The organism is Paenibacillus agaridevorans, assembly GCF_018604145.1.
In the GTDB taxonomy this organism is placed as follows: Bacteria; Bacillota; Bacilli; order Paenibacillales; family Paenibacillaceae; genus Pristimantibacillus; species Pristimantibacillus agaridevorans.
This window is the reverse complement of sequence record NZ_CP075889.1, coordinates 8,969,132-8,990,563: the sequence shown is the minus strand read 5'-3', so window position 1 is coordinate 8,990,563 and position 21,432 is coordinate 8,969,132. Positions and strand designations below refer to the sequence as shown.

The 21,432-nt window shown below is 48.6% G+C and carries 12 protein-coding genes; 1 reads left to right on the top strand and 11 read right to left on the bottom strand.

Annotated features, from left to right (window positions below; genetic code table 11):
- Positions 1-35: 35 nt before the first annotated feature.
- The 11 genes from KJW29_RS35695 to KJW29_RS35645 form a co-directional block, all read right to left on the bottom strand.
- On the bottom strand, positions 36-2,999 hold the full coding sequence (locus KJW29_RS35695) for a discoidin domain-containing protein (RefSeq protein ID WP_214628242.1): 2,964 nt from the start codon (positions 2,997-2,999) through the stop codon (positions 36-38).
- Between the two features lie 54 nt (positions 3,000-3,053).
- Positions 3,054-6,428, bottom strand: coding sequence for an alpha-galactosidase (locus tag KJW29_RS35690; RefSeq protein WP_214628241.1), 3,375 nt, complete (start codon positions 6,426-6,428; stop codon positions 3,054-3,056).
- A gap of 23 nt (positions 6,429-6,451) precedes the next feature.
- Complete coding sequence (locus KJW29_RS35685) at positions 6,452-8,872, bottom strand: GH116 family glycosyl hydrolase (protein WP_214628240.1); 2,421 nt, start codon at positions 8,870-8,872, stop codon at positions 6,452-6,454.
- An 8-nt stretch (positions 8,873-8,880) separates the two neighbouring features.
- A complete protein-coding gene (locus KJW29_RS35680; RefSeq protein WP_214628239.1) occupies positions 8,881-10,059 on the bottom strand; it encodes an SGNH/GDSL hydrolase family protein in 1,179 nt (392 codons plus the stop codon).
- A complete protein-coding gene (locus tag KJW29_RS35675) occupies positions 10,056-11,732 on the bottom strand; it encodes a right-handed parallel beta-helix repeat-containing protein (protein ID WP_214628238.1) in 1,677 nt (558 codons plus the stop codon). Before KJW29_RS35675 ends, KJW29_RS35680 begins: the two co-directional genes overlap by 4 nt.
- Positions 11,729-12,619, bottom strand: a complete 891-nt coding sequence (locus KJW29_RS35670) for a carbohydrate ABC transporter permease (protein WP_214628237.1) — start codon at positions 12,617-12,619, stop codon at positions 11,729-11,731. The genes KJW29_RS35675 and KJW29_RS35670 overlap by 4 nt, the downstream gene beginning before the upstream one ends.
- 19 nt (positions 12,620-12,638) lie before the next feature.
- Positions 12,639-13,550 (bottom strand): ABC transporter permease, encoded by a 912-nt coding sequence (locus KJW29_RS35665; protein WP_246608511.1) that lies wholly within the window; start codon positions 13,548-13,550, stop codon positions 12,639-12,641.
- 56 nt (positions 13,551-13,606) lie between these two features.
- Complete coding sequence (locus tag KJW29_RS35660; protein WP_214628236.1) at positions 13,607-15,376, bottom strand: extracellular solute-binding protein; 1,770 nt, start codon at positions 15,374-15,376, stop codon at positions 13,607-13,609.
- A gap of 128 nt (positions 15,377-15,504) precedes the next feature.
- Entirely contained in the window at positions 15,505-17,187 is a 1,683-nt protein-coding gene (locus KJW29_RS35655; RefSeq protein ID WP_214628235.1) for a response regulator, read from the bottom strand.
- A gap of 2 nt (positions 17,188-17,189) precedes the next feature.
- Positions 17,190-18,944 (bottom strand): sensor histidine kinase, encoded by a 1,755-nt coding sequence (locus KJW29_RS35650; protein ID WP_214628234.1) that lies wholly within the window; start codon positions 18,942-18,944, stop codon positions 17,190-17,192.
- Between the two features lie 252 nt (positions 18,945-19,196).
- Complete coding sequence (locus tag KJW29_RS35645) at positions 19,197-20,354, bottom strand: Gfo/Idh/MocA family protein (protein WP_214628233.1); 1,158 nt, start codon at positions 20,352-20,354, stop codon at positions 19,197-19,199.
- Between the two features lie 200 nt (positions 20,355-20,554).
- Between KJW29_RS35645 and KJW29_RS35640 the strand changes: the two genes are divergently transcribed.
- The gene (locus KJW29_RS35640) at positions 20,555-21,424 is read left to right on the top strand and encodes an AraC family transcriptional regulator (protein ID WP_214628232.1); all 870 of its coding nucleotides are present in this window, start codon (positions 20,555-20,557) and stop codon (positions 21,422-21,424) included.
- Positions 21,425-21,432 lie beyond the last annotated feature (8 nt).

Below are 21,432 nucleotides of genomic sequence, written 5' to 3'. Positions count from 1 at the left end.
GAATCCCCCTGCTCATACCTGATCCGATTCAACAATTAATAAATTTTAAATTCCTTTATAGAAGCCCAAGTCGTTTCGGTGTCTAATATCGTAATTTTTACATACCTATAGCTGCCAAGACTGCCGTAAAAGCTATATACGCCGATAGTTGCATCTTGACTATTCGTTCCGACAGTAGATTCATCCGTAACAACGCTCCAATCGATATTGTCGATCGAACCTTCGATTCGATACTTCCACCGCTCTGCGGTATTGAACTTAGTGTCTATTCGTTTGATGGAATGCAATTGGCCGAGGTCAACCTTCAGCCACTGTGGCATTGCTCCGTCGGATGCCATCCAGTTTGTAGCATCGTTTCCGTCTACCGCTAGAGCTGCATTGACCGATCCAGAGGAAGCTGTAACGGTTTTGTTCTGAGAAAAAGGAACGTAGGTGATGACAGGGTCCATCGATGTTGAATCAAAATAATGGTTTCCGCTTCTCGACACGATAAAATAGATCGGATCCCCTGCTTGAACGTTTACAGTTTGTTTTGGAAAAGGAATAGCAGTTCCTGGTGCAATATAGGTATACCCAATGGATGGCCAAACATTGTCAGTCCCTTTTAATACCTTTGCTTGCACCCCATCTCCCCTTGTGTCCGCCAAAGTAATATGTCCGTCGTTCATCGTAATTTCTACGGTCCCATTGAATGGAGCAACCCATTTCCGTACAGCATCAGTAACATCGGGATGCATCCCGTTATCCCAAATAAGCAAGTCCGGCTCGCTGCCTTTCCACATGCTCATCGAATAGTCCCAATTCATGTCATCATACGAGTGACTATTCCAAAATGACTGCTGGTAGCTCCAAGCCCCTTTCTGTTGAGTAATCCCGTAATCTGCAGATGCTTGATATTTTACAGGCTGTAAATCATCTCTAGTCCATGGTACCTGCTTCACATATTCAATGACAGGATTCCATTCTGTAGCATCGCCGATGTTGTTTCCGTATTGGTTTACAATAAAATAGATCGCATCGCCAGCAGCTACTCGAATCGTTCTCTCCGGCATGCTGATGGTGTCATTCCCACCTACATATTGCCAACCTGACGAAGGCCACAAGGGACTATTTTCGTATAAGACTCTCACTTGGACCCCATCTCCGCCAGCAGAGCTTGAAGTCGCGATCCTTCCATTATGCGCTCGAATATTTACCGTTCCATCCTTTGGAGCTATCCACTTTCTTACCGAATCCGCAACATCGGGATGCTGAACGTTTGACATGATCAGATTATTGGAATAGGAACCTGTCCACCGACCGTTAACCGCATCCCATGTCATATCCGTGTAATTAGAGCCGTCCCATTCTTGATAATACCAGCCTTGTTCTCCTTGAGTGCTGCCAAACGCTTCACTCGCCAGGAAAGTATCCATTGAACTAGAGGTCTTAGTTACTTTTGTTCGATACAGCTCCTTTGTTACTTCGGTTAATGGGGTGTTCACATCCCACTTATGTGCTTGCATGAAATAAATATAGAAGCTTTGCCCGACTTGCAAATCGGTCGCCGTACCGTCGCCGTCAAGATAGGAGGTATAAAATGGAAACGGTCCGCGCGCATCCGGCACAACTCCGAAATACGAGACGATTTCACCTTCATCCGTCCAATGAATTAGATCGGTCGAAGAGAAGGCACTTCCTGATATGACGTAATATTTATTATTGTAGGTGTTATAGGCACCTGTAACATTAGCACCGACCGGATCTGCGTTAAGCGGGGTATAATTGCCGCCCAGACCGGCTTCTGTCCAATTGCCATCATAATATTTATACCAATTCGACACAGTATCATTAGCTGCAGCGACCATCACTTCACTTATAGGCGCTCTCGCAACGGCAGCTTGGATTCCCTGTGATCCGTACTCTAAGAAATAAGTATAGTAATAGCCGTCTTTGATAAATAAGACTCCTCCTCCTATATTTACATGAGCAGGATCGCCAAACTGAGTTACAATATTGCCTAAGTAGGTCCATGAATCCCCTTCGTCTGTACTTCTCGCCAGCCCGATTCGATAACGATCCTGGCTCGGACCTGCAGAACCGACCTGACAAACAGCTAAGAGACTTCCGTCCGTTTGTCTTACAATATTCAACAACCACCAATAGCCATCATGTCCGTTAGGATTCTCAAACAGCTCTGATTGTGTTTTTGACCATACGAACGTTTGGCTTGGATTATCCGCGGGACCGCGCATCTTCGTAAATCCATGAAAAGGATCGGAATGAATCCAATACGGATCGCCAGCAGCTTGATATATCGGCAGTACAGGCGTATCCGTATAGGACATTTGCATACGGTCATAATCGTTTGGATTCATCACCATTTCAGTCTTGTCAATCGTAAACAATGGGAGCTCGTCTTGTCGGATCACCGGATCCCAATACACAATGTCGTTACTATTAGCGCCGTCTTTATTGACTTGAAAATAAATAAAGTCATCTTCTAGTACTGACACTACAAGCGCATGTGTAGCGAATTGTCCAGGATACAGCACTTGCCATCCGCTGCTGGGCCAAATTTGGGTTATTGAGCTTCCGCTGACTTTCATGATTTTCACTCTATTCCCGTCCCCGTTTAACTGAGGCTCCAGTGCGGAGCGTATCATATTGCCAGTAATACTTATTGTCATATCACCCGGTGCTTTCCAGCCTAACGCCGCATCTGAATTCAATCCGGGGCTGAAGCCTTTTTTCCATAAGAGCAGCTTGTCCTCGTTCCCCTTCCATTTTCCGAACCCGCCTGCCGTATCATAGCTCATATCCATATAAGAGGTTCCGTTCCAATAGCGATAGTACCATTGTTTTTCTCCTTGAAGACTGCCGAATTCTGTCGAAAACTGCCAAGCCCCGATAGGAGTTGCATTTGTATATGAAGGGGCCCAATGAATCGTACCAAACCATACAAAAATACATAGTGCTAGAACACAGCTTTTCTTCCTGAAAAAAACCGATCTATTCACGGTTCGGACACCTCTCTTTTTGGCGTAACGAATAGGCGTTCAGTATTTATCCCTTTACGAATAGAGACTAATCATTGGATCCCATAATGTTGAATCGAAATAGTTGCTGCCGTTCTTGTTCACGATGAAAAAGATCGCATCACCCGCCGTAACTGTTGTAGTTACGTGATGACTAACGCCTGTCGTCGTATCGTTTCCATCGATCAAATGCGGGCCCCATAGCGTCGTGCCATTCTTCTTGATCGTGACGACGACTCCATCTCCGCCAGTCTGATACATCTTTACGGTTCCAGTCACATCGATTGTGCCGCTTGAGGGAGCAACCCATTTGCGCACCGACTCATTTGTATCCGGATGCTGAAATGCAGCTCCGATTATTAAATCCGTACCGCTTTGCTGCCAAGCTGCCGATCCGGCATCGTAAGTAGGCAAATTATAATAGGTGCTTCCATCCCACTGCTGGTAATACCAGCCTCCATCTCCCTGTGCTGAAGAAAAACCAGCCGAAGCAGAATGGAAGGAACCATAGGTTACTACCGGATTCCAATGCGTGCCGTCAAAATATTCGTTACCGTTTTTATTAACAATAAAGAAGAGTACCTGCCCTCTTTTCACTTCTATAATAAGATCGTGACTAATGCCAACGGTATCATTACCGCCTAGCGTATGCGGTCCCCAAATATCACCGTTCGTGTACGGCGAGTTAGTCGGCCCTTGAATACGCGCTACGATCCCGTCTCCTCCTTGTCCCGCTTGACTTAAAGACACCGTGCCGCTGACTCGGACGGTACCGTCCTTAGGAGCGATCCACTTAATAACGGGATTGTATTCATCGCCAGGGTGGACCCAGCCAGGCGCTGCCATTGGATAAGCATCATTTCCTTTCCAACGATTGTTCGAAGCGTCCCAGAATAGATTCGTTAAATAATTATAACCAGGAAATGGATTGTATTGCTGCTGATATGCCCATTGATTAGCTCCTTGAGATGAGCTGAAATCCGCCGCAAATTCATAGCGGCTCGCAATAATTGGCGGGGCGGGCGGCGTAGGGCCTCCAGACAGTAACGCTGCCGTCACGAATGTGGAAGCATTGCCGTCGCCATCGACGCTTCTAATTCGGTAAACATCACCGGAATCAGCATTTTCCAAAAAGTAAAAGGTACCGATCGATACTTTGTCGATGACTGTGCCGTTACGTTCAATTTCGTAATAAGACAATAAGCGGTCGTCACTCGCCGGGCTCCAGTTTAATTCCGCACCGTAATGCCCCATGTATTCCGCTTTCTGGACGGTCGCATGGCTTGGAGCGGACGGATTAATCGTATCTAAACCCGAACCAGGGTAATCGGTCATGTTAAAAAAGATCATTTCCCCAGCCTGCAGGTTTGTCAGCGCTACTCCGTTCGATTTCCAGTAAGCTCCCGTACGCGTTTGCGATGTGCAGCTCCCTTTAGGACAGCTTAATGTATAATCGGTCGCATCAAGCAAACCCTTCGGATATACCGTAATATTCGTGTTAAAATAAGGAGTTGATCCATTGAACATGATCATAGCTTTGGTCAGATCCCCATTTGTCGTTTGCAGCATGTACGTCTCGTCGCCAGAGGCCATTGTCGGACGAAATACTTTACTCCATCTGCCATTTACTCCTTGAGTGCCAATGTATCGCTGCATCTCCACAAATTCTCGATATTTCTCTTTAGTTGCAGCGCTTTTAGGCTCCAGTGTAGTGAAATCCGCATCGATGTCCGGCTCGGAGTAAAAGCCGTGTCCAAGCTTCACTAATGGAATTTTCAATGATTGATAGTAACCGGCGTAATGATAGGCGAGTCCATCTGTCAACTGCTGCGCGTCAACATACCGCAATGCCTCCATCGATAAAATCTCGCCGCCGGATGCACATCCTTGAATGGTCGCATACGGATTCGCATCCTTGAACTCCTTCAGAAGCCGGAAGAAGTTATGGGACTGCGCAAGCATATCATTGTCGCTTCCTCCTGATTTCCACGCGGGCGCTCCGTCATAGCGCCAATCATAAGCACCCCACTCCGTCTGTTTTGAAGTAGCTTTGTCCAGAATCCAGTCATAAGCATCTTCATTCGCCAAATTCAGATGCAGACCATAAAAAGTCATTTCGTCATCCTCTACCAGCCACTCAGGGTGATTCTTCGCTACCTCGGATCCATAGTCTACATGCCAGAAAGGGGACCACACCCTCATCTTGATTCCGCTTTTCTGTACGTATTCATTCAAATCGGCAAAGCTTTCGTCCGCAAGCGCTTCATTCCAGTCGCCTTTTCGGTCATACCAATTATCATCAACATGAACGACCGTGCCTCCGGCGTATCGTGCATAATTCATTGACTCCCAGGCACTCGGCATTTGCGGACTGATCCGGTTTTGCCATGTTCCGCCACCCGAGCCGCGGGTATAATCCCATAGATAGCGGTATGAGTAATCTAAAATCGTATTACCCATATCATCCAAATCACCGCTGAAGACGCCGATGATGCTCTTGGCACCCGTAATCGACGCGTTGTCTGCCACCACGTAATCAGACATGCTGACATAGCCGCTTAAGTTGATCGGGGTACCGGTTTCACTCACTTGGGCCAGCCAATGCCCGTTGAAATCAAAAGACAGCCAGATGCCTTCGGACAAGGAGCGGTTGCGAAGCACGAAAAAAGCGTCGTATACAGAAGTTCCCTGCTCATAAGTGCCTATCGCATTCTGGTAGTGTCCGTCAACCATCATAACCTCGGGAGCATCATAAGAGTCGAAGGTGCGATTATAGCTTCCGGTCATAGATACCGTCTTGAGCACGCCCGAGCCGGTAAAGTTGCCTCCTCCGGTCATATATTGAAGATCGATATCGGCTCTGTCATTTTGCATCAGCCGCTGCTTGAACATATAGGGCGATGAGAAGCTTTGCGGGCTGCCCGACACGTTCTGAAATTCCGACCATTCGCGAATGGCACCGGTATCAGGGAAAACAACATAATAGCGATGCACCTTCACGACACTATTATGAAATGTGATTTTAAGCTGCAGCTCCCCCTGAGAAAGCGTCGTTACATCGTGCGTATCATAGATCCAGCTCGTAGATGAACCATTATAGACCGTGCTTCCGATCTTAACTTGAAACTCGTCTGATTGCTGCGTTCCCTGCACATACTCGCGGTTTGTCAGCTTATTCTTGAAGCTGGTTTGCATAAATTGACCGAGATCATTCAGGCGAACTTTTTTTTCCACATCATCCGTACCGAGCGTCCATGTTCTCGTACCTGAATCATAGGTTATATAAGCATCTCCCGAAATCGATGCATAGGCCGTTTTGGCTTCATACATAATCAGATAAAGCATGAATGGTATAGTAAACAGCAGCAGGATTATCCTATTTTTATTTATGATGTTACTCCGTGCTATCATTCTTTATCACATCCCTGTTTGAATTAATACCATTCGATCTGATTCACCTGAATTTCCCCTGATTGACACTTAACGAACGGCATTCCGTCCTTCACGCCAGCCATTCCATAACCTGTGGCTGCTGATATGAAAGTAGTAAAGTCATGATTGGCTGCAGTACGTTTCACGTATAACGTTTGATCGAGAGCGTCGTAGCGAATTCCCCCGTATGCCCATAAAAGCGCGTAAGAGGACAGTGAACGGCCATACCATTCGCCGCATTCGTATTCAGAGAATGGATTGCGCACTCGTCCGTCGAACCGGTCGCGGCATGCTCTTACAATAGTTAGCCCCTCTTGCTCGAATCCCATATAAATCAGATGAGAAGCAACCTGGTATTCGAGCCCCGGCCATACTTCTCTACTGTACTGAAGCGGCAATGTCGGTTCTCCGCCTCTTGGCCAAGTACAAAGCAGCAGACCGCTTTCCTTGCCAATCGCAAAGCCCGAACGCTGTGGATTTACGTGCTCAGACAAATCGGTTTTGAAATTGTAGCGGTATACGCTAAGCAAATGACTAGCAACCTTGCTCGGATCGAGAATGTCGCCAAGTCCGCACACAGCGGCAAGCCAGCAGCCGAACACGCCATCCGCGAGGCAGCCAGTGCCATATTGATACTTGGGGCCTTCCTGCAGAAACAAGGCGTATGCATCCTCGGAATAATCGACATTGTTCGCCTTGTGTCCGTTTTGAGGCAGCGGCGCGTCAAGATCCTTCCACCGTACATGCTGCACAAAATATTCCCCGTTGAACAAATCCGATTCCGCATACGCTCTTCCTTTTGCATACAAGGTTTCGTATTGCTCTGACGATTCTCCCGCCGCTTCCGCCATGATCGCCGCTGCTTTTAGAGCGCCCAAATAAAGCGTTGCGCTCATCCCGTTCGGTCCCCACAGCTCGATATCGTAAGTATTGTGATGCGGCTCCTCCAGAACTCCTGTATGACGGGGATCCCATGTTCGAATCGCGAATGATAAGCTTTGTTTCACTTTGGGCCATAAGGAAAGCATCCACCCGGTATCGCCGCTAATTCTCCATTCCCGGTAAACTTTCATAATGCCGCCTAATTGCCCGTCTGCCGCCGCTTGCTCAAGATGGGCTGATGGCGCAATCGGCAGCGGGACACGAAAGCTTTGATGCCCTTCCTCGTCCTGCCCCTCCGTAAATTCAGTACGTCGAATTTCCCGCTCCAGTCCAGGAAACAGATGAGCTAATGCTTGTGCGTAATTCCAAACGTGGGTACAGGTTCCGTAGCAGCTTCCCTCTTCGTCGAAGCAGCCTTCCCACGCCCACAGCCTGCCGTCGTGCTGACGCATAATTGTCGGCGATTTCAGAATAGCAAGATTATATGAAACCGCTTCTATTACTTCTTCGGGAAGATTGCTTGCATGCAGATGATCCGAGAACTTCACCGTTAAATCCCGCAAACGGAAATATTCCTTTCGCCAATAGCTTTCGAGATCTGCTCCGCTCTCGAACGCTGCCGCATACCATGGCTTGTAATAGCCGTATTCGTCCGGATTGGCGAAAAAACCATGACGCTGATCGGATTCCGGAACGAACCAGCTTAACCGGAGCCGCACGGTCGCGGTTTCTCCCGGCTTCAGCGACATTGGAACGTACAAGCTGCCTCCCTTCTCTCCTGAATTATAATTTTGGGGCAGACTGCCCGCACTCGCTCCTTCGATCTTCCGCCACAGCATCGTAAGAGTATCAAACCAGTAGTCGCCACGGAACCACGACGTATCCGTCACAGCTCCTGGGTAATCGGTCGCCGCACAAAATTGTCCCGCAGTCCAGGGCATATCCGGGGTACCTTCCTGTGCAAGAACAAACCCCCCGTCAATCGGCTTGGCTGACGCTTCGCCATCCCCGCACGACATAAAATTTGTACTGTGAAAGGAATAGACAAGCTGGACAGGATCGCTCGAATGATTATGAAACCTGTATTCAAGTCCTGCCACCGGTAATGAGGAATCATCGGCATGACCAGGCACGAATGGATTCCAGCCTGTCAATACAACATTCACCGGCAATTGCGAGTGCTTCATCGCTACTTCCGCAAATGGGAAACGCGCAGTAAAGAAGCTCTCTTCCATCCGAGGCAGACCGTAATTTCTGCCGTTGTTGCCGCCCGCGGCACCGCCATGAGGACCGTGCCGAAGATCGTAGATCGAGCGTGATGGCATTGGACCTTCAAGCACTTTAGCAATAGCATTTTCACCGCAGACCGTAACTGCGGAGAAACACATCGGCTTGTTAAGCAGCTCCGGCTTATGCCGAAGAGAGAAGTGGGAAAGCCCCCCAGTTCCTTCGAGTGCAATCATTCCCGCACCTAGCCCGCCAAGCGGATAGGCAATTCTATCGTTTAAACCTTCACCGTAGACCTTTCCTTCGTACTTCAAACCTTCTCTCACCTCGTTTCATGTATGACACCTATAAATGCCAGTTTGAACCGGGTTCCAGTACACCCCGGACCGTCACCGTGTATGACTTCCAACTCCATCCGGTGTTGGCCGGGTGGAAGGTCGCGTCCCACGAGAGCAAGCTGGAACATGCCTTCCTCCGGACACCAATCCTGACGATCGAAGACGTGCTCGACCTGCTCTCCCCCATCGATCCGATAAATGAAATTCGCCGAACGTTTTCCGAAGTCAAAGGCGAGCGCCAGCCCCGCGCCTTCGAATGAAAAGGCCAGTTTTGCTCCGATCGCGGACGTCGTGAGCATCTGATCAATCCAGACAAGTCGGCTGCTTCGCCGGATGAGCCAAGGTCCTTCCAACGTAACCTCTGTGAATGGAAGCCGTGAAACGCTGCCCCAATGAGAGACGTTCAACGGCTCCGGCAGAACGCTGGCTGCCGCGTGCTCGCCGGTAGCTCCCGGATGGCCTGCAGCTTCCTCACCTGCCGCTTGTTCTCCAGAAGCTCCCGGAGAATCTCCAGCCTCCCCTTCTACCGCCCGAAGCTCTTTCTCAAGAAAGGCAATTACCGCTTGGGCATAGCTAAGGCTGCCCCGATGAGTCGGATGCAAGCCGTCGGGCAGCCATTCGTCCCAATCCATGCGGCCGAGACGAACTTCTTCAAATGCATGCAGCCCCGCCCAGACGGAACCAATGCCGTAATGAACGGCCAACGTCTCCAGCTCTTCAATCGAATCCGGCATTCGGCCTTCGTACATTTCCTTGTACATCGCCTGCAAAAAGGTGTATACAAGCACGACGTCCGTCGCGCCTCCTGCGAGCAATTGACGAATTAATCCTTCGCGCGAGCGCTTGCGGATTTCCTTATCGCCGTAATAATCGTTAACGGCATACTCGATGAATACGATATCGCAGCCCCGGTCGAGGATGTCCCTGCGAGCACGAAAGCAGCCCAAATCGCTGCCCGTCGCGCCGATTGCGGCATTTTCGACCGTGAAGCGTACCTCCGGGTAACTTTCCGTCAGCCAGGACAACACCTTCTCCGGCCAATTATGTCCCGGGGCGGCTTCCGTTATGGAGCCTCCGAGGAAACCGATAGTCGCCGCTCCCTGCCTCAGCTTCCGCTTAAGCCTTGCAAGCGGTGTGCGATGCCTCCATACGCGATCATTCATCCGCTCCACGCCTCCTCAGCCTCTACTCCTTGAGCGTTCTCGGTCTCAATCGCTTTAATGTCCGATCCTGTTCCCGGCAGCAATTCCTTTACATGATTATCACGAATGACGATATTCGCAGCGGATTGTATATGAATAAGCGGGTACTGCGGATTAAGGAATTGGTTATCCTTGATGGAAATTCCCGTTATCGGCTGACCCCAATCCGCAGCCTGAACTCCTGCCGGAATTCCAGCGGCAATATGAATGGACGCCATGACGTTCACTTCATTTCCTTTGAACGTATTATTCACGATTGAAAGATTCCTCGTAAGCGGCCCTTCCTCCCAATCAGGTTCATGCTGAACGGCAACTCCCCAGCCTTCCGCGTTCGTGAATGTATTACCCTCTATTGTCCCGTCCAGACTGCGGACGAGAATACCTCGTCCCCGGTGTCTGCCGAAATGATTGCCCCTCACGACAAACCCTCTGCCGCATGCAGACAAATTGTAGACATGATCGGAATCGTGCAAACCATTGCCCGCGAGAGCGTTAGAAATCTCGCGATCCAGCTTAATCTCCAATGTTTCATCCGGCAGTTTGGCGGCATGCAGCACCTGTGCCTCGGCTCGGATCTGTCCTAATTGCGGACTATAGATTTGCAGCATGTCACCGGCTAATGCTTCGAACAAGCCACCTCGCACATGCAGAATATCCGGGGACAATACCCGGCAAATCGTTCCTGCACGTACGTGAATATTTATCGCATCATCGGCCATACCGGAGAACGAACAATTTTGGATGATCAGATTGCCCCGCGTATTCAAATTGTGAATGCCATCACCGTTGGCGGACAGCAGCCGATTCGAGCCCGGAAGAACTTCGACACGCAAGCCGTCGATTTCCACATTTTTGTTCTGACCCCAAATAGTTGCGAGCGCAGGACCAGCGTATACAGTTACGTCGCGCAAAGCAGCCTGATTCGTGCGCCAGAATATGATTGCACTTTCGTAATGCCTTCTCGCCATATGGACATACCGATCCCCAGGCTGCATGCCTGAGGCTTGGAGCATCTCTGGATTGGAAACCTTCACGCGCCATTCGGAATCCTCTGATTTCTCCCAGGTTAGATCCAATAAAGGATGCGGACCGTAACGCGGCTCTGGTCCGCCTGCTCCTCGAACGACCAAGCCCCAACGCGCTTCCACTTCTTTGAAATAGCTTTCGTCCAACTGTCGATAAGAATCGTCGATTCGAAACGTAAACCAACCTTCGGCTGGTCTTGCTTCTGCTACTGTACCCTGTGTATAAGGAAGCGGATCGTAATCAACAGCGAGCGCTTGGATTAATACATCATCACAGTCCACCACCTCTATGCCGCTCGCCAGCGGATTCCCCGCAACAATAACGGTATCACTGCCTTCACCTTTCAGTACGAGCTTGCTAGCGCCGACGATACGGACTGCCGCTTCATTATTTTGACCGCCTTCCACGCGATAACGTCCGCGTTCAAATCTAACCTCCGCATCTTTTCCTGATGAGATCGCGGCTGCGATTGCGGCGCGTATGGCAGGGCCCGCGTCGGAGACGCCGTCTGCCTTCGCACCGAAATCCTTAACATAAAAGAACTGCTTCGCGTTACCGGAATCTCCTTTATCACCAGGTAAATACGTTATAAGCTCCCTATTGCTCATTCCTTCACGCTCCCCATCACAATTCCTTTCACGAAATACTTTTGCAGAAACGGATACAGGCACATGATCGGCAGCGCAGACAGAAAAATCTGTGCAGCCTTAAGGGTACGGTCGGATACCGCCATCAGCGATTCCAGCTCTTGCTTCGTGGCTCCTGCGAGTGCGCCTGCATCAAAACTAATAACCTTGGTTTGCAAATAAGTCTGCAATGGATAGTGCTCCGGCCGCTTCATTAGAATTAGTCCATCAAACCAAGAATTCCAATGGTTGACACAGGCAAACAAGACTAGTGTCGCCAGTGCTGGCTTAGACAACGGAACCATGATCCGCCACAAAATCGTCCAATGACCCGCTCCGTCCATATGAGCCGATTCCTGCAGCTCCTTCGGGAGCTGGCGGAAGAAATTCAGCAGCAGTATACAGTTGAATACCGGCACTGCCGACGGTAGGACAAGCGCCCATATCGAGTCCATCAAATTCAATTGGCGAATCGTTACATACCAAGGAATCAGACCTCCATGAAACAATATCGTTATGAACAAAAACCATGCATACAAGGTACGAAAACGAAATTCTCGAACTTCCTTCGACAACGGATACGCTACAAGAATGGTAAGAAACATATTGATTGCGACCCCGACAATAACACGCTGGATTGATACCCCATAGGAAGAGAGCAGCAGCTTGTCTTTGAATGCGAATACGTATGACTCTAGCGTAAAATGCACTGGCCACAGTTTTACACTGCCAGCAGCCGCATCGGCGCTTTCACTTAGGGAAACGGATAGAACGTTTATAAGCGGCGCCACGCAAATGAAGGCGAAAAAAGCAAGCAGCAAGTAATTAAAAAGCTGAAACACAGTTCTTCCCGTGCCGGCTCGAATCATTCGGTTCTACTTCCTTTCTCTAGAAGATGCGGTAATTCGCGAACCGAAACGCGCAAATGTATGATATGACGATAAATACGGTTGAGACGACAGATTTAAATAAGCCAACCGCGGTTGCGACACCGTATTGGGCGTCAATAAGTCCTAGCCGGTACACTAACGTATCCAAAATGTCGCCTGTCCGATAAACAACCGGACTGTACAGATTAAATACTTGATCGAAGCCTGCGTTCAGCACATTGCCTAGGCTAAGCGTCATCATCAGTACAATAATCGGTGTCATTCCAGGAAGAGTAATATGCCAAACCTGACGCCAGCGACTAGCACCATCGCAGATCGCCGCCTCGTACAGGACCGGATTTATCGATGTAATTGCCGCTAAATAAATAATTGTGCCAAATCCAAATTCCTTCCATATATCCGAAGCAACTAGCACGTAAGGAAACAACTTTTCATTGCCGAGGAAAAAGACAGGCTCTGCTCCGAACCAGCCGATCAAGCTGTTCACAAGCCCGCCTGACGGAGATAAAATATCGGTCAGCACCCCGCCAAGAATAACCCAAGACAAAAAATGAGGCAGGTAAATAAGCGTCTGTACCGCTCGTTTAAATTTTGTGTGAATGACTTCATTCAGCAAGAGCGCGAATACGATCGGAACGATAAGACCGCCAACCATTTTCATGCAAGCGATATAAACCGTGTTCCAAATTACCTGACTTATTCCCGGCATCTTGATCATGTATTCGAAATTATCCCAGCCTACGAACGGAGATCCGAAAAAGCCTTTACTCGGGTTAAATCGTTCGAATGCAATCGCGAGTCCCGCGTAAGGAATATAGCTGAACAGTATGATAAGAAGGACAGCCGGAAGCATCATTAGATGCATGGGCCACTCGCGCATCAAACCTTTGCCGAAATTGTGCTTTTTCATCACCAACATCCTTTTCCATGCCGGGGCGGACTAACATCCGCCCCTGCTTCGTTAGCTTATTTTGACATAGCCCAATCATTAACTTCCTTCGTAATATCCGCACCGCCGAGCGAATCCCAATCCTGCACGAATTTATCGAACTCTTCGATCGGACGTACGCCCATTATGAATTTGGTGTAATTCTCCAAGATTAGCTTTTCTAAGGTGGACTGCTTCGCCGTCATCGTTGGAGTAGGCGCTCCATAAAATACAGGCTCTACGATTTGCTTATTCTCCAAGTAGCTATTTACGACGCTATACGCACCGATCGGCCCCGACCACATCCAGCCTGCCCATACTTCCGTTTTGACGCCGGCTGCTTTGCCTTCCCCATCCGTACCGTTATACCCGTTCTCCAATAAATCGATATCTGCTTGATTGCCTTGGTTCCAGGCGCTTAGCACATTGGTATCGCGAGCCTTGCCATATTCGACAAAGCCTCTATGGATTAAGATATTTTGCTGCGGGTGGAACACGAAAATAGGTGAATATTTGTATTCGCTATGCGATGCATCCGGATATTGCGGACCATTATGGAATCTCGCATCAAACTCCGGACTGAGCGGATTTTGCTTCAATAAGAAGTAATTCAGTATTTTGACCGCTGCTTCGGGATTAACTGCCCCTTTCTTTACGACAAAGAAATTGGATACACCCAGCAGATTTTCGGCTGTAATCGTACCGTCCACTGTCGGAATCGGATAAGGCCGCCAATCTGCTGCCGGATTTTTTTGCACAGCGCTCGGCAGCGGAGTGAAGACGTTCCAGTGCAGTCCATAGAACATCCCGATTTTCTCTGAAACAACAGACTCACCAACTTTGCCGACATCTTTAACGGCAAAATCTTTTTCGATATACCCTGCTTTATACATTTCCGCCAGCTTGCCCAAGGCCGTTTTTGCCTCTGGCTGAACATACCCCATGATAAGGTTGCCATCACTGCCTTTATTCCATAGCAGATTGCCTGGAGAACCAGTAACCGCATGATAGCCATTGAAAAAGCCGTTGAGTACGAATTCGCCGCCGAACAATCCTTTTTCCAGCGCTAGTCCATAAGTATCCTTCTGGCCGTTCTGGTCAGGGTCGTTCTCCGTGAAAGCTTTGGCGACATTGATAAGCTCCTCCATCGTGGCTGGGACAGCTAAACCCAAATGATCGAGCCAGTCTTTGCGAATCCATAAAATCGGCGCGGAATCCGCTGCCCCGTTCATCTGGGGAAGCGCCATCAGCTTACCGTCGAACGTGGCCTGCTTAAGTCCGATTCCTCCATCTGACATCATGATTTGATCCGTAAGCTCGGATTTGTATTGAGCGTATACTTCGGTCAAGTCCGCAACCATTTCATTATCGACCAATTGCTTGAGCTGTACGGCGTTCACCATCATGATATCTGGAAGATCGTCGGACGCGATCATCACATTCAGCTTTTGATCATACTGATTGTCCGGTACAAGCCATTCTACCTTAAGCTTTATACCAAGATCCTTCTCGAAGCCCTGTGTCCATAAGTTATTGTCAATAGACTCGCCTTCCGGAAAATTCATGGAGCCATCATCTAGCGACTTGACCGTGGTTACCTCGATCATCGGATCGAATTTGCCAAGCGGGTCCGCTTTCTCTACTGGTTTCTCGGACGCATGCGTCGTATCTGCACCAGAGCTTGCAGATGGACTCTCAGTCCCGGAATCCCCTTCGTTTGGCTTATTGCCGCTGCTGCATGCCGATATCGTTAGCATTATTACTGCTAGTATGATACCTGCTGCCTTTTTCCAATTTACATTTTTCAACTTCAGTCCCCCAAATCTTTTAGTTTGAAGCTAGTTAAACCGTGATCGTAAGCACTAGCTCCTTGCTCAGAATCTTAAACGAAAGCGTTTCCTTTTGAAAACGCATAACTTTTTTACCCGCTTATAGTTTATTGACTTTTGTTCAAATGATCGCGGTATTCCTGGGGGCTCACCCCAACGTTTTTTTTGAAAATTTTCGTGAAATAAGGAGCGTACTCGTAACCTGCCAGCCTGGCGATTTCGTATATCTTGTAGTCCGAGTCGCGCAGCAGCTCCATCGCTTTATTCAAGCGCGCCTCTTGGATAAAGACGTTCAGATTGACCCCTGTCACCTGCTTGAACAGCCTCGACAAATAAGAAGGATTCAATCGGCTTACTTCCGCAAGGCGAACGAGCGACAAATCCTTGTCAAGATTAGCCAGCAAATAATCTTGAACGTGGGAAATGGCAGTATGGGCATGACTGTTCTGCGCGTTCTGCCGCCATTCGAAAAGCAGCGGAGCAATATGGCGAAACGCCTCAGCTGCCTGATTTACAGATGTAGACGGATCTAGTATGACTTGCGGGACGAACCCATTCACTTCATTAAAACGCTGCTCCATTTGCCATGTATGGATATGGGAAAGAAGCAGCAAAGACAGCGGGTAATAAATACCGAGAGCTGCATGAACCATCTTGCGGTCTATAGCGATTTCTGCGCTGTACAGAAGCTCCTTCAGCAGCTCGAGAAATTCCTCCCTGCGACCCGATTCAAGAAAATTCGCGAGCAAATCCATCCTTTTCATTTGCCGCATAGCTAAGTCAAGCGTTTCGTTCTCAATGGCGATGGAGGTGTTCAGCTTCGGGTAAGGATATTCCACAATACTTCCTCCGCCTCCGATTGCCGGCAAGCTGCCGCTTCCTGCTCTAAGGATCGCAAAACGATCAGCCACTTGTTCCCAAGGTGCGGATTGACCATCGATAATAAAATGAACCGTAAAGCCGAACGTAGCCTCACACATCTCTAAAACGAGCTCGAGCATGCCTTTAAGCTGCGGCACGATTCCTTGACCGATTTCCGAACCTTGTATTTCCAAACGATCTTCTTGCGCGCCTTCTACTCTCACGTTCTCCATCGGCTGAACAAACCAAACGAGCAAATTGTCTTCCATCGTAAGGAAAACTGACTTGTATTCATTTCCGATATACCGCTCAAAGGCCATCTTGACCCGAATTGTACTTTCTGCTCGATTCGTATTTTCCAGCCTGCCGATAATCAAAAACACTTCGCTTTCCGCATCCAGCAAAAGTGCCAGCTGTCGAAATAAATAGTTTCGCTGCTCCGTTGTGTGACGCTCTCCACGCAATAGCCCCGTAAATAGATCCTTTTGCAAAATCGGGAGCGCCATCTTCATTTGGCGATTTGCTGTAGCAATCAAGTCCTCGGATTTACGAGCTTCGTCAATTTCTGCTATTGCAACGCGAACAAGCTCCAATATTTTATCGTAGCCTTCCGTTTTCAATAAATAGCGAACGCCATCATGTTTAATAGCTTGATACACATAATCGAATTCATTGTAGCCGGTCAGCAAAATAACCTTACAATACGGCCACCGTTTCCGAATGACTTCGAGCAGCTGCAGTCCGCTCATCGACGGCATGCGGATATCCGATATAACGATATCCATCTTCGTCCGCTGCAGCCACTCCAAAGCTTCGTCTCCAGAAAACGCCTTGTAAACATCCAGCTCCAAACCGGATCCGAGCAGCATAAACTCATACATTCCATTCACGATAAAAGGCTCGTCATCAACGATCAGCAATCTTTTCATTTTCAATTTGCCCCCTGCTCTCGTACGAAAATGTTAACTCTGAGCCCACCCTTATCGCCAACCTCGAAACTAAGACCGCTTTCCTCTCCAAATTTGAGCCTTAATCTTCGATGTATATTCACAATCGCCGTAATTTCACTGACATCGTCCCTTCCAGGAGTGAGCAGCCTGTTCAGCTCATGCACTCTTGCTTCCGATATGGACGGCCCATTGTCCTCTACAATAATTACGAATCCGTCATTCTCCTTCTCGAATCGGACAACAAGCCAACCTCCGCTCTTCATATCGGATATTCCGTGCTCGAATGCATTCTCGATAACCGGCTGCAAAATTAACCGCGGCACTAGCTTATCCCGGAAGCTTGGAGGGATATGTCCAAATTCGACTTCAATGCGATTGTAGAATCGCAAGCTTTGAATATCGCAATAAGTTCGAGCGTGATCGACTTCAATATGCAGCGGAACATCTTCTACGGCGTTCCGAGTAATGTATTTAAGGTACGAACCAAGCTGGTGTGTAAACAGTTTGACATTATCATAATCCTCGCTCATTGCCATGTTATATAGTACAAAGTAGGTGTTGTATAGAAAATGCGGATTAATCTGCGATTGAAGCTGTCTGAGCTCGGCCTGCTGAGTTAATATTTGCTGCTTGTATACTTGATCGATCAATTGATTAAGATTTTTCATCATCCCGTTAAATCGCTGAAACAGGAACCCGAATTCATCTGTACGCCGGTGAGTGATCTCTACGTTCAAATTCCCCATCTCCATTTGTCTGAGCACCCTTATCAGCTTAAGCATCGGTTGCTGGATAAACTTAAAGGCGGATAGCATGTACAAAGCGATGACCAGTACGGCAGACAACGAGAAAAATAAAAACAAGGTTTTGAATTGTTCCGCCTTCTCCGTCAGCGCCTCCATTGGAACATATTGGACTAATGCCGTATTAAGATAGTCCGATTTCATATAAACCGCAAAATATTGCCGCTTATCGTTTTCTAGTACGATGGTTCCGCTGGGAGCTTCTTTCAGCCGCGAGATTAAGACATTTTTGAGACTGCTTGCAAACTCAATATCCACTGCATCGCTCAAGATCATCTTATTGTCAGGCAGCAGCAAAACCGCGCCGCTATCCCTGCGGGTTTCCAATTGTCCAAGCGCAGCACGGATTCGCTCTATTGAAAGCTTCACTGTCAACAGATGAACCTTTTTCTCAATCCTGTAATTTATGTCCAGGGGAAGCAATGCGCGTAAATAAATGTCTCCCTTGTAAAGAAGGAGTTGGGATTTAGAATTTGATTTTGCGCTATTAAAGTAGTGCAGCGGTTCCTGTTCAAGCGGGCCACGTCCATCATTGGAGGTGACGATCATATCCGCCGACGGAATGTGCGCGGTCACGTTACTCACATATATATTGCTGTTTTGCAGCACAAGCAGCCGTTGTTGCAAATTGTTGATCGATTGGTAAGTGTCGTAATCCGACAATTTGGAAATCAAATTTGCGAGGTCTGTAAGGTTGCTGTCATATAGAGTATTAAAAAGGAGGGAGTTGACACGCTGTATTTCCGTGTCGAGATTGCTGGAGTAAAAACTTAGCTGAGACTTCATCGTGCCTTCCAGTTCTTCCTTAACGCTGTTAATGCCCCAATTGTAGATAAGAAAAGCAACAAGATATATAGGCGAGACAATTAAAAGGAAGGTAACGATAAGCCGGGTAAAAATCGATTTCCTCCAAATAATGAAAGCGCTTTTCATTTTCGGGACTCCCTTTGCTGCACACAGATGTATGCTTACTTTTTTTCCATTATAGCGAAAGTACCCTGGATAATCTCTTATATTTTATTGACACCATGATAATTGATTTACGTTTCATATCTTGCATGGAATATAAAAAGAGCCGCAAAAGTAAGCGACTCTCTTTTTATGGATAATCTTTAATTATATGGGTAACTCACTTGCAGACTTCTCGTAATTCGAATCGCTTGCTGCCGAGCTTAACCCCCCGCTTTATTTTTTGTCGGCAAAGCTGCCCGTCGTAATGTTTTGATCCGAGAAGTTCTCGACGCTCTCGCCCTTTTGGTAGAAGTAAGGCACGTTCGCCTTGACGCCTTCCTGCGTGTAAAAGGGATCGTCCGGCTGCAGGGGGAGCTGAACCTTCATGCCCGTGCTCGCCGATTTGTAGATGCTCATGATGAGCTCGAGCGTACTGCGGCCGCTAGCTCCGTCTATCAATACCGGCGTTCCGGTCTCGATTGCGCCAAGCACGTTGTCAATCTGCGCGGTATGCCCCTCATAGGGGAGGTCCGGCAGCTTGTTATATAGATCCTGGATCTGCTCCTCCAGCTCCGCGTTCCGTTCGGGGAAGCCGTTCGGCCTCGATACCGACGCCGTGACCTTCCAGGGCGCCGAGATCCGCGCGTTCTGCCCCTGGAATATAAATTGCTGTTCTTCGCCATGATGCACGACGGAGCTCGTAATCTGACCGAGCGATCCGTTCGGATACCGGAGCATCGCGATGGAGAGATCCTCCACCTCCGCATTGTCATGCGCGACGTTGCTCATAATGGCCTGAATCTCGCTTGGCTGTCCCAGCATCCACAACATGGCGTCCATATGATGCACCGCATGGTTCAGCGTAGGTCCGCCGCCTTCCTTCTCCCAAGTGCCGCGCCACCATAAGTCGTAATAGCAGTGACCCCGCCACCAGAACGAGTCGACTTGGGCATGAAGAATGTTTCCGGCCAAGCCGCTGTCCAGCACGCTCTTGAGCTTCATGACGGGATTTCTGAATCGGTTCTGAGCGATAACGGACAATACTTTTCCGCTCCGTTCGGCCGCCTCGATCATCGCGTCGCATTCTTCAAGTGAAGCCGCCATCGGTTTCTCCACGATGACATGGCTGCCCGCGTTCAGGAAGTCGATCGTAACGGGGGCGTGCACGAACGGAGGCATGCACACGGATACCAGGTCGATCCCGTCCCCAAGCAATTCCTTATAATCCTTTACGACTTTGGCATCCAAGCCGTATTGCTCCCGCTTCGCTTCCGCTTTCTCGGGATACAGGTCGCACAAGGCGACGATCCGACAACGCTCCTTGAATTGCAGATATCCTTCGATATGAGCGGACGATATCGCTCCTGCGCCGATAATGGCTACTTTGATCATGGCTCTGTCCTCCTGGGAATTGATATCCTACGAGTATCTTAACGTAGCCGGACGCCCAATTGTGATATGGCATAGTTGGAAAAATGACGCTAGATTGCGGTTTTTTCTCATGGTCCGGCTTGAATCTGAATGGACGACTTGCTATATTGAAGGTAGAGTTTATCGTTTATTTCTGGACGGAAAGGGTGAGTCTCTTGCCAATGTCGACAAGCAATTTTAGCGAGGATCCGTTATATTTTGCCTACAAACGCAAGAGCGTGAATAACGAGCATTTGGAAACCTTCCATTCCCATCTGGGCGTAGAGATATTGTATATCCATCAGGGAAGAGGAACGATGATCGTTGACAATAACAGCTACGACATCAAGTCGGGCATGCTTTGTATCTTTCAGCCGAACCAGCTCCATCATCTAACGCTCGATTATACGGACGGCCAATGCTTCGAACGGTCGTTGGCTATTTTCGAGCCGACCATGTTCGAAGCTTATTTCGAGAAATGGCCGCGGCTGCATTCCTTCTATCGATATATTCATTTGGAGAAGCTGCCTTCCCCGTGCATATACGAGTTTCATGATGCCGATCTGCTCGACGGTCTGTTCAGAAACATGCATAATCAATTGCACACGCAGAGGGATACGGACAGGCACGAAGAAAGCTCTCTTTTCCTGATCCCTTTATATCGCTGGCTTAAACAAGAGTGGGAGCAGTTGAATGAGCATTCCCCGGCCTATCGGACGCGCCGCAAAAACCATCAGGTGGAGCATATCCTGAACTGGGTCGAGACCCATTATTCGGAACCGTATTCCCTGGACCGCATGGCTCGGGCGCTTCACCTGTCTCCGTTCTATCTGTCCCACTTGTTTAAGGAGGCTACGGGCATCAACATCTCGGAATACATGGCGACCCGGAGAGTCCATCAGTCCGTGCTGCTGCTGATCACGACGAATAAGCCCGTCTCTCTCATCGCCGAGGAGATCGGACTTACGAACAGCTCTTACTTCTGCAAATTGTTCAAATCCCATATGGGGATTACGCCGCATCAATACCGCAAGAGATGGACTCGACACTAACAACCCCC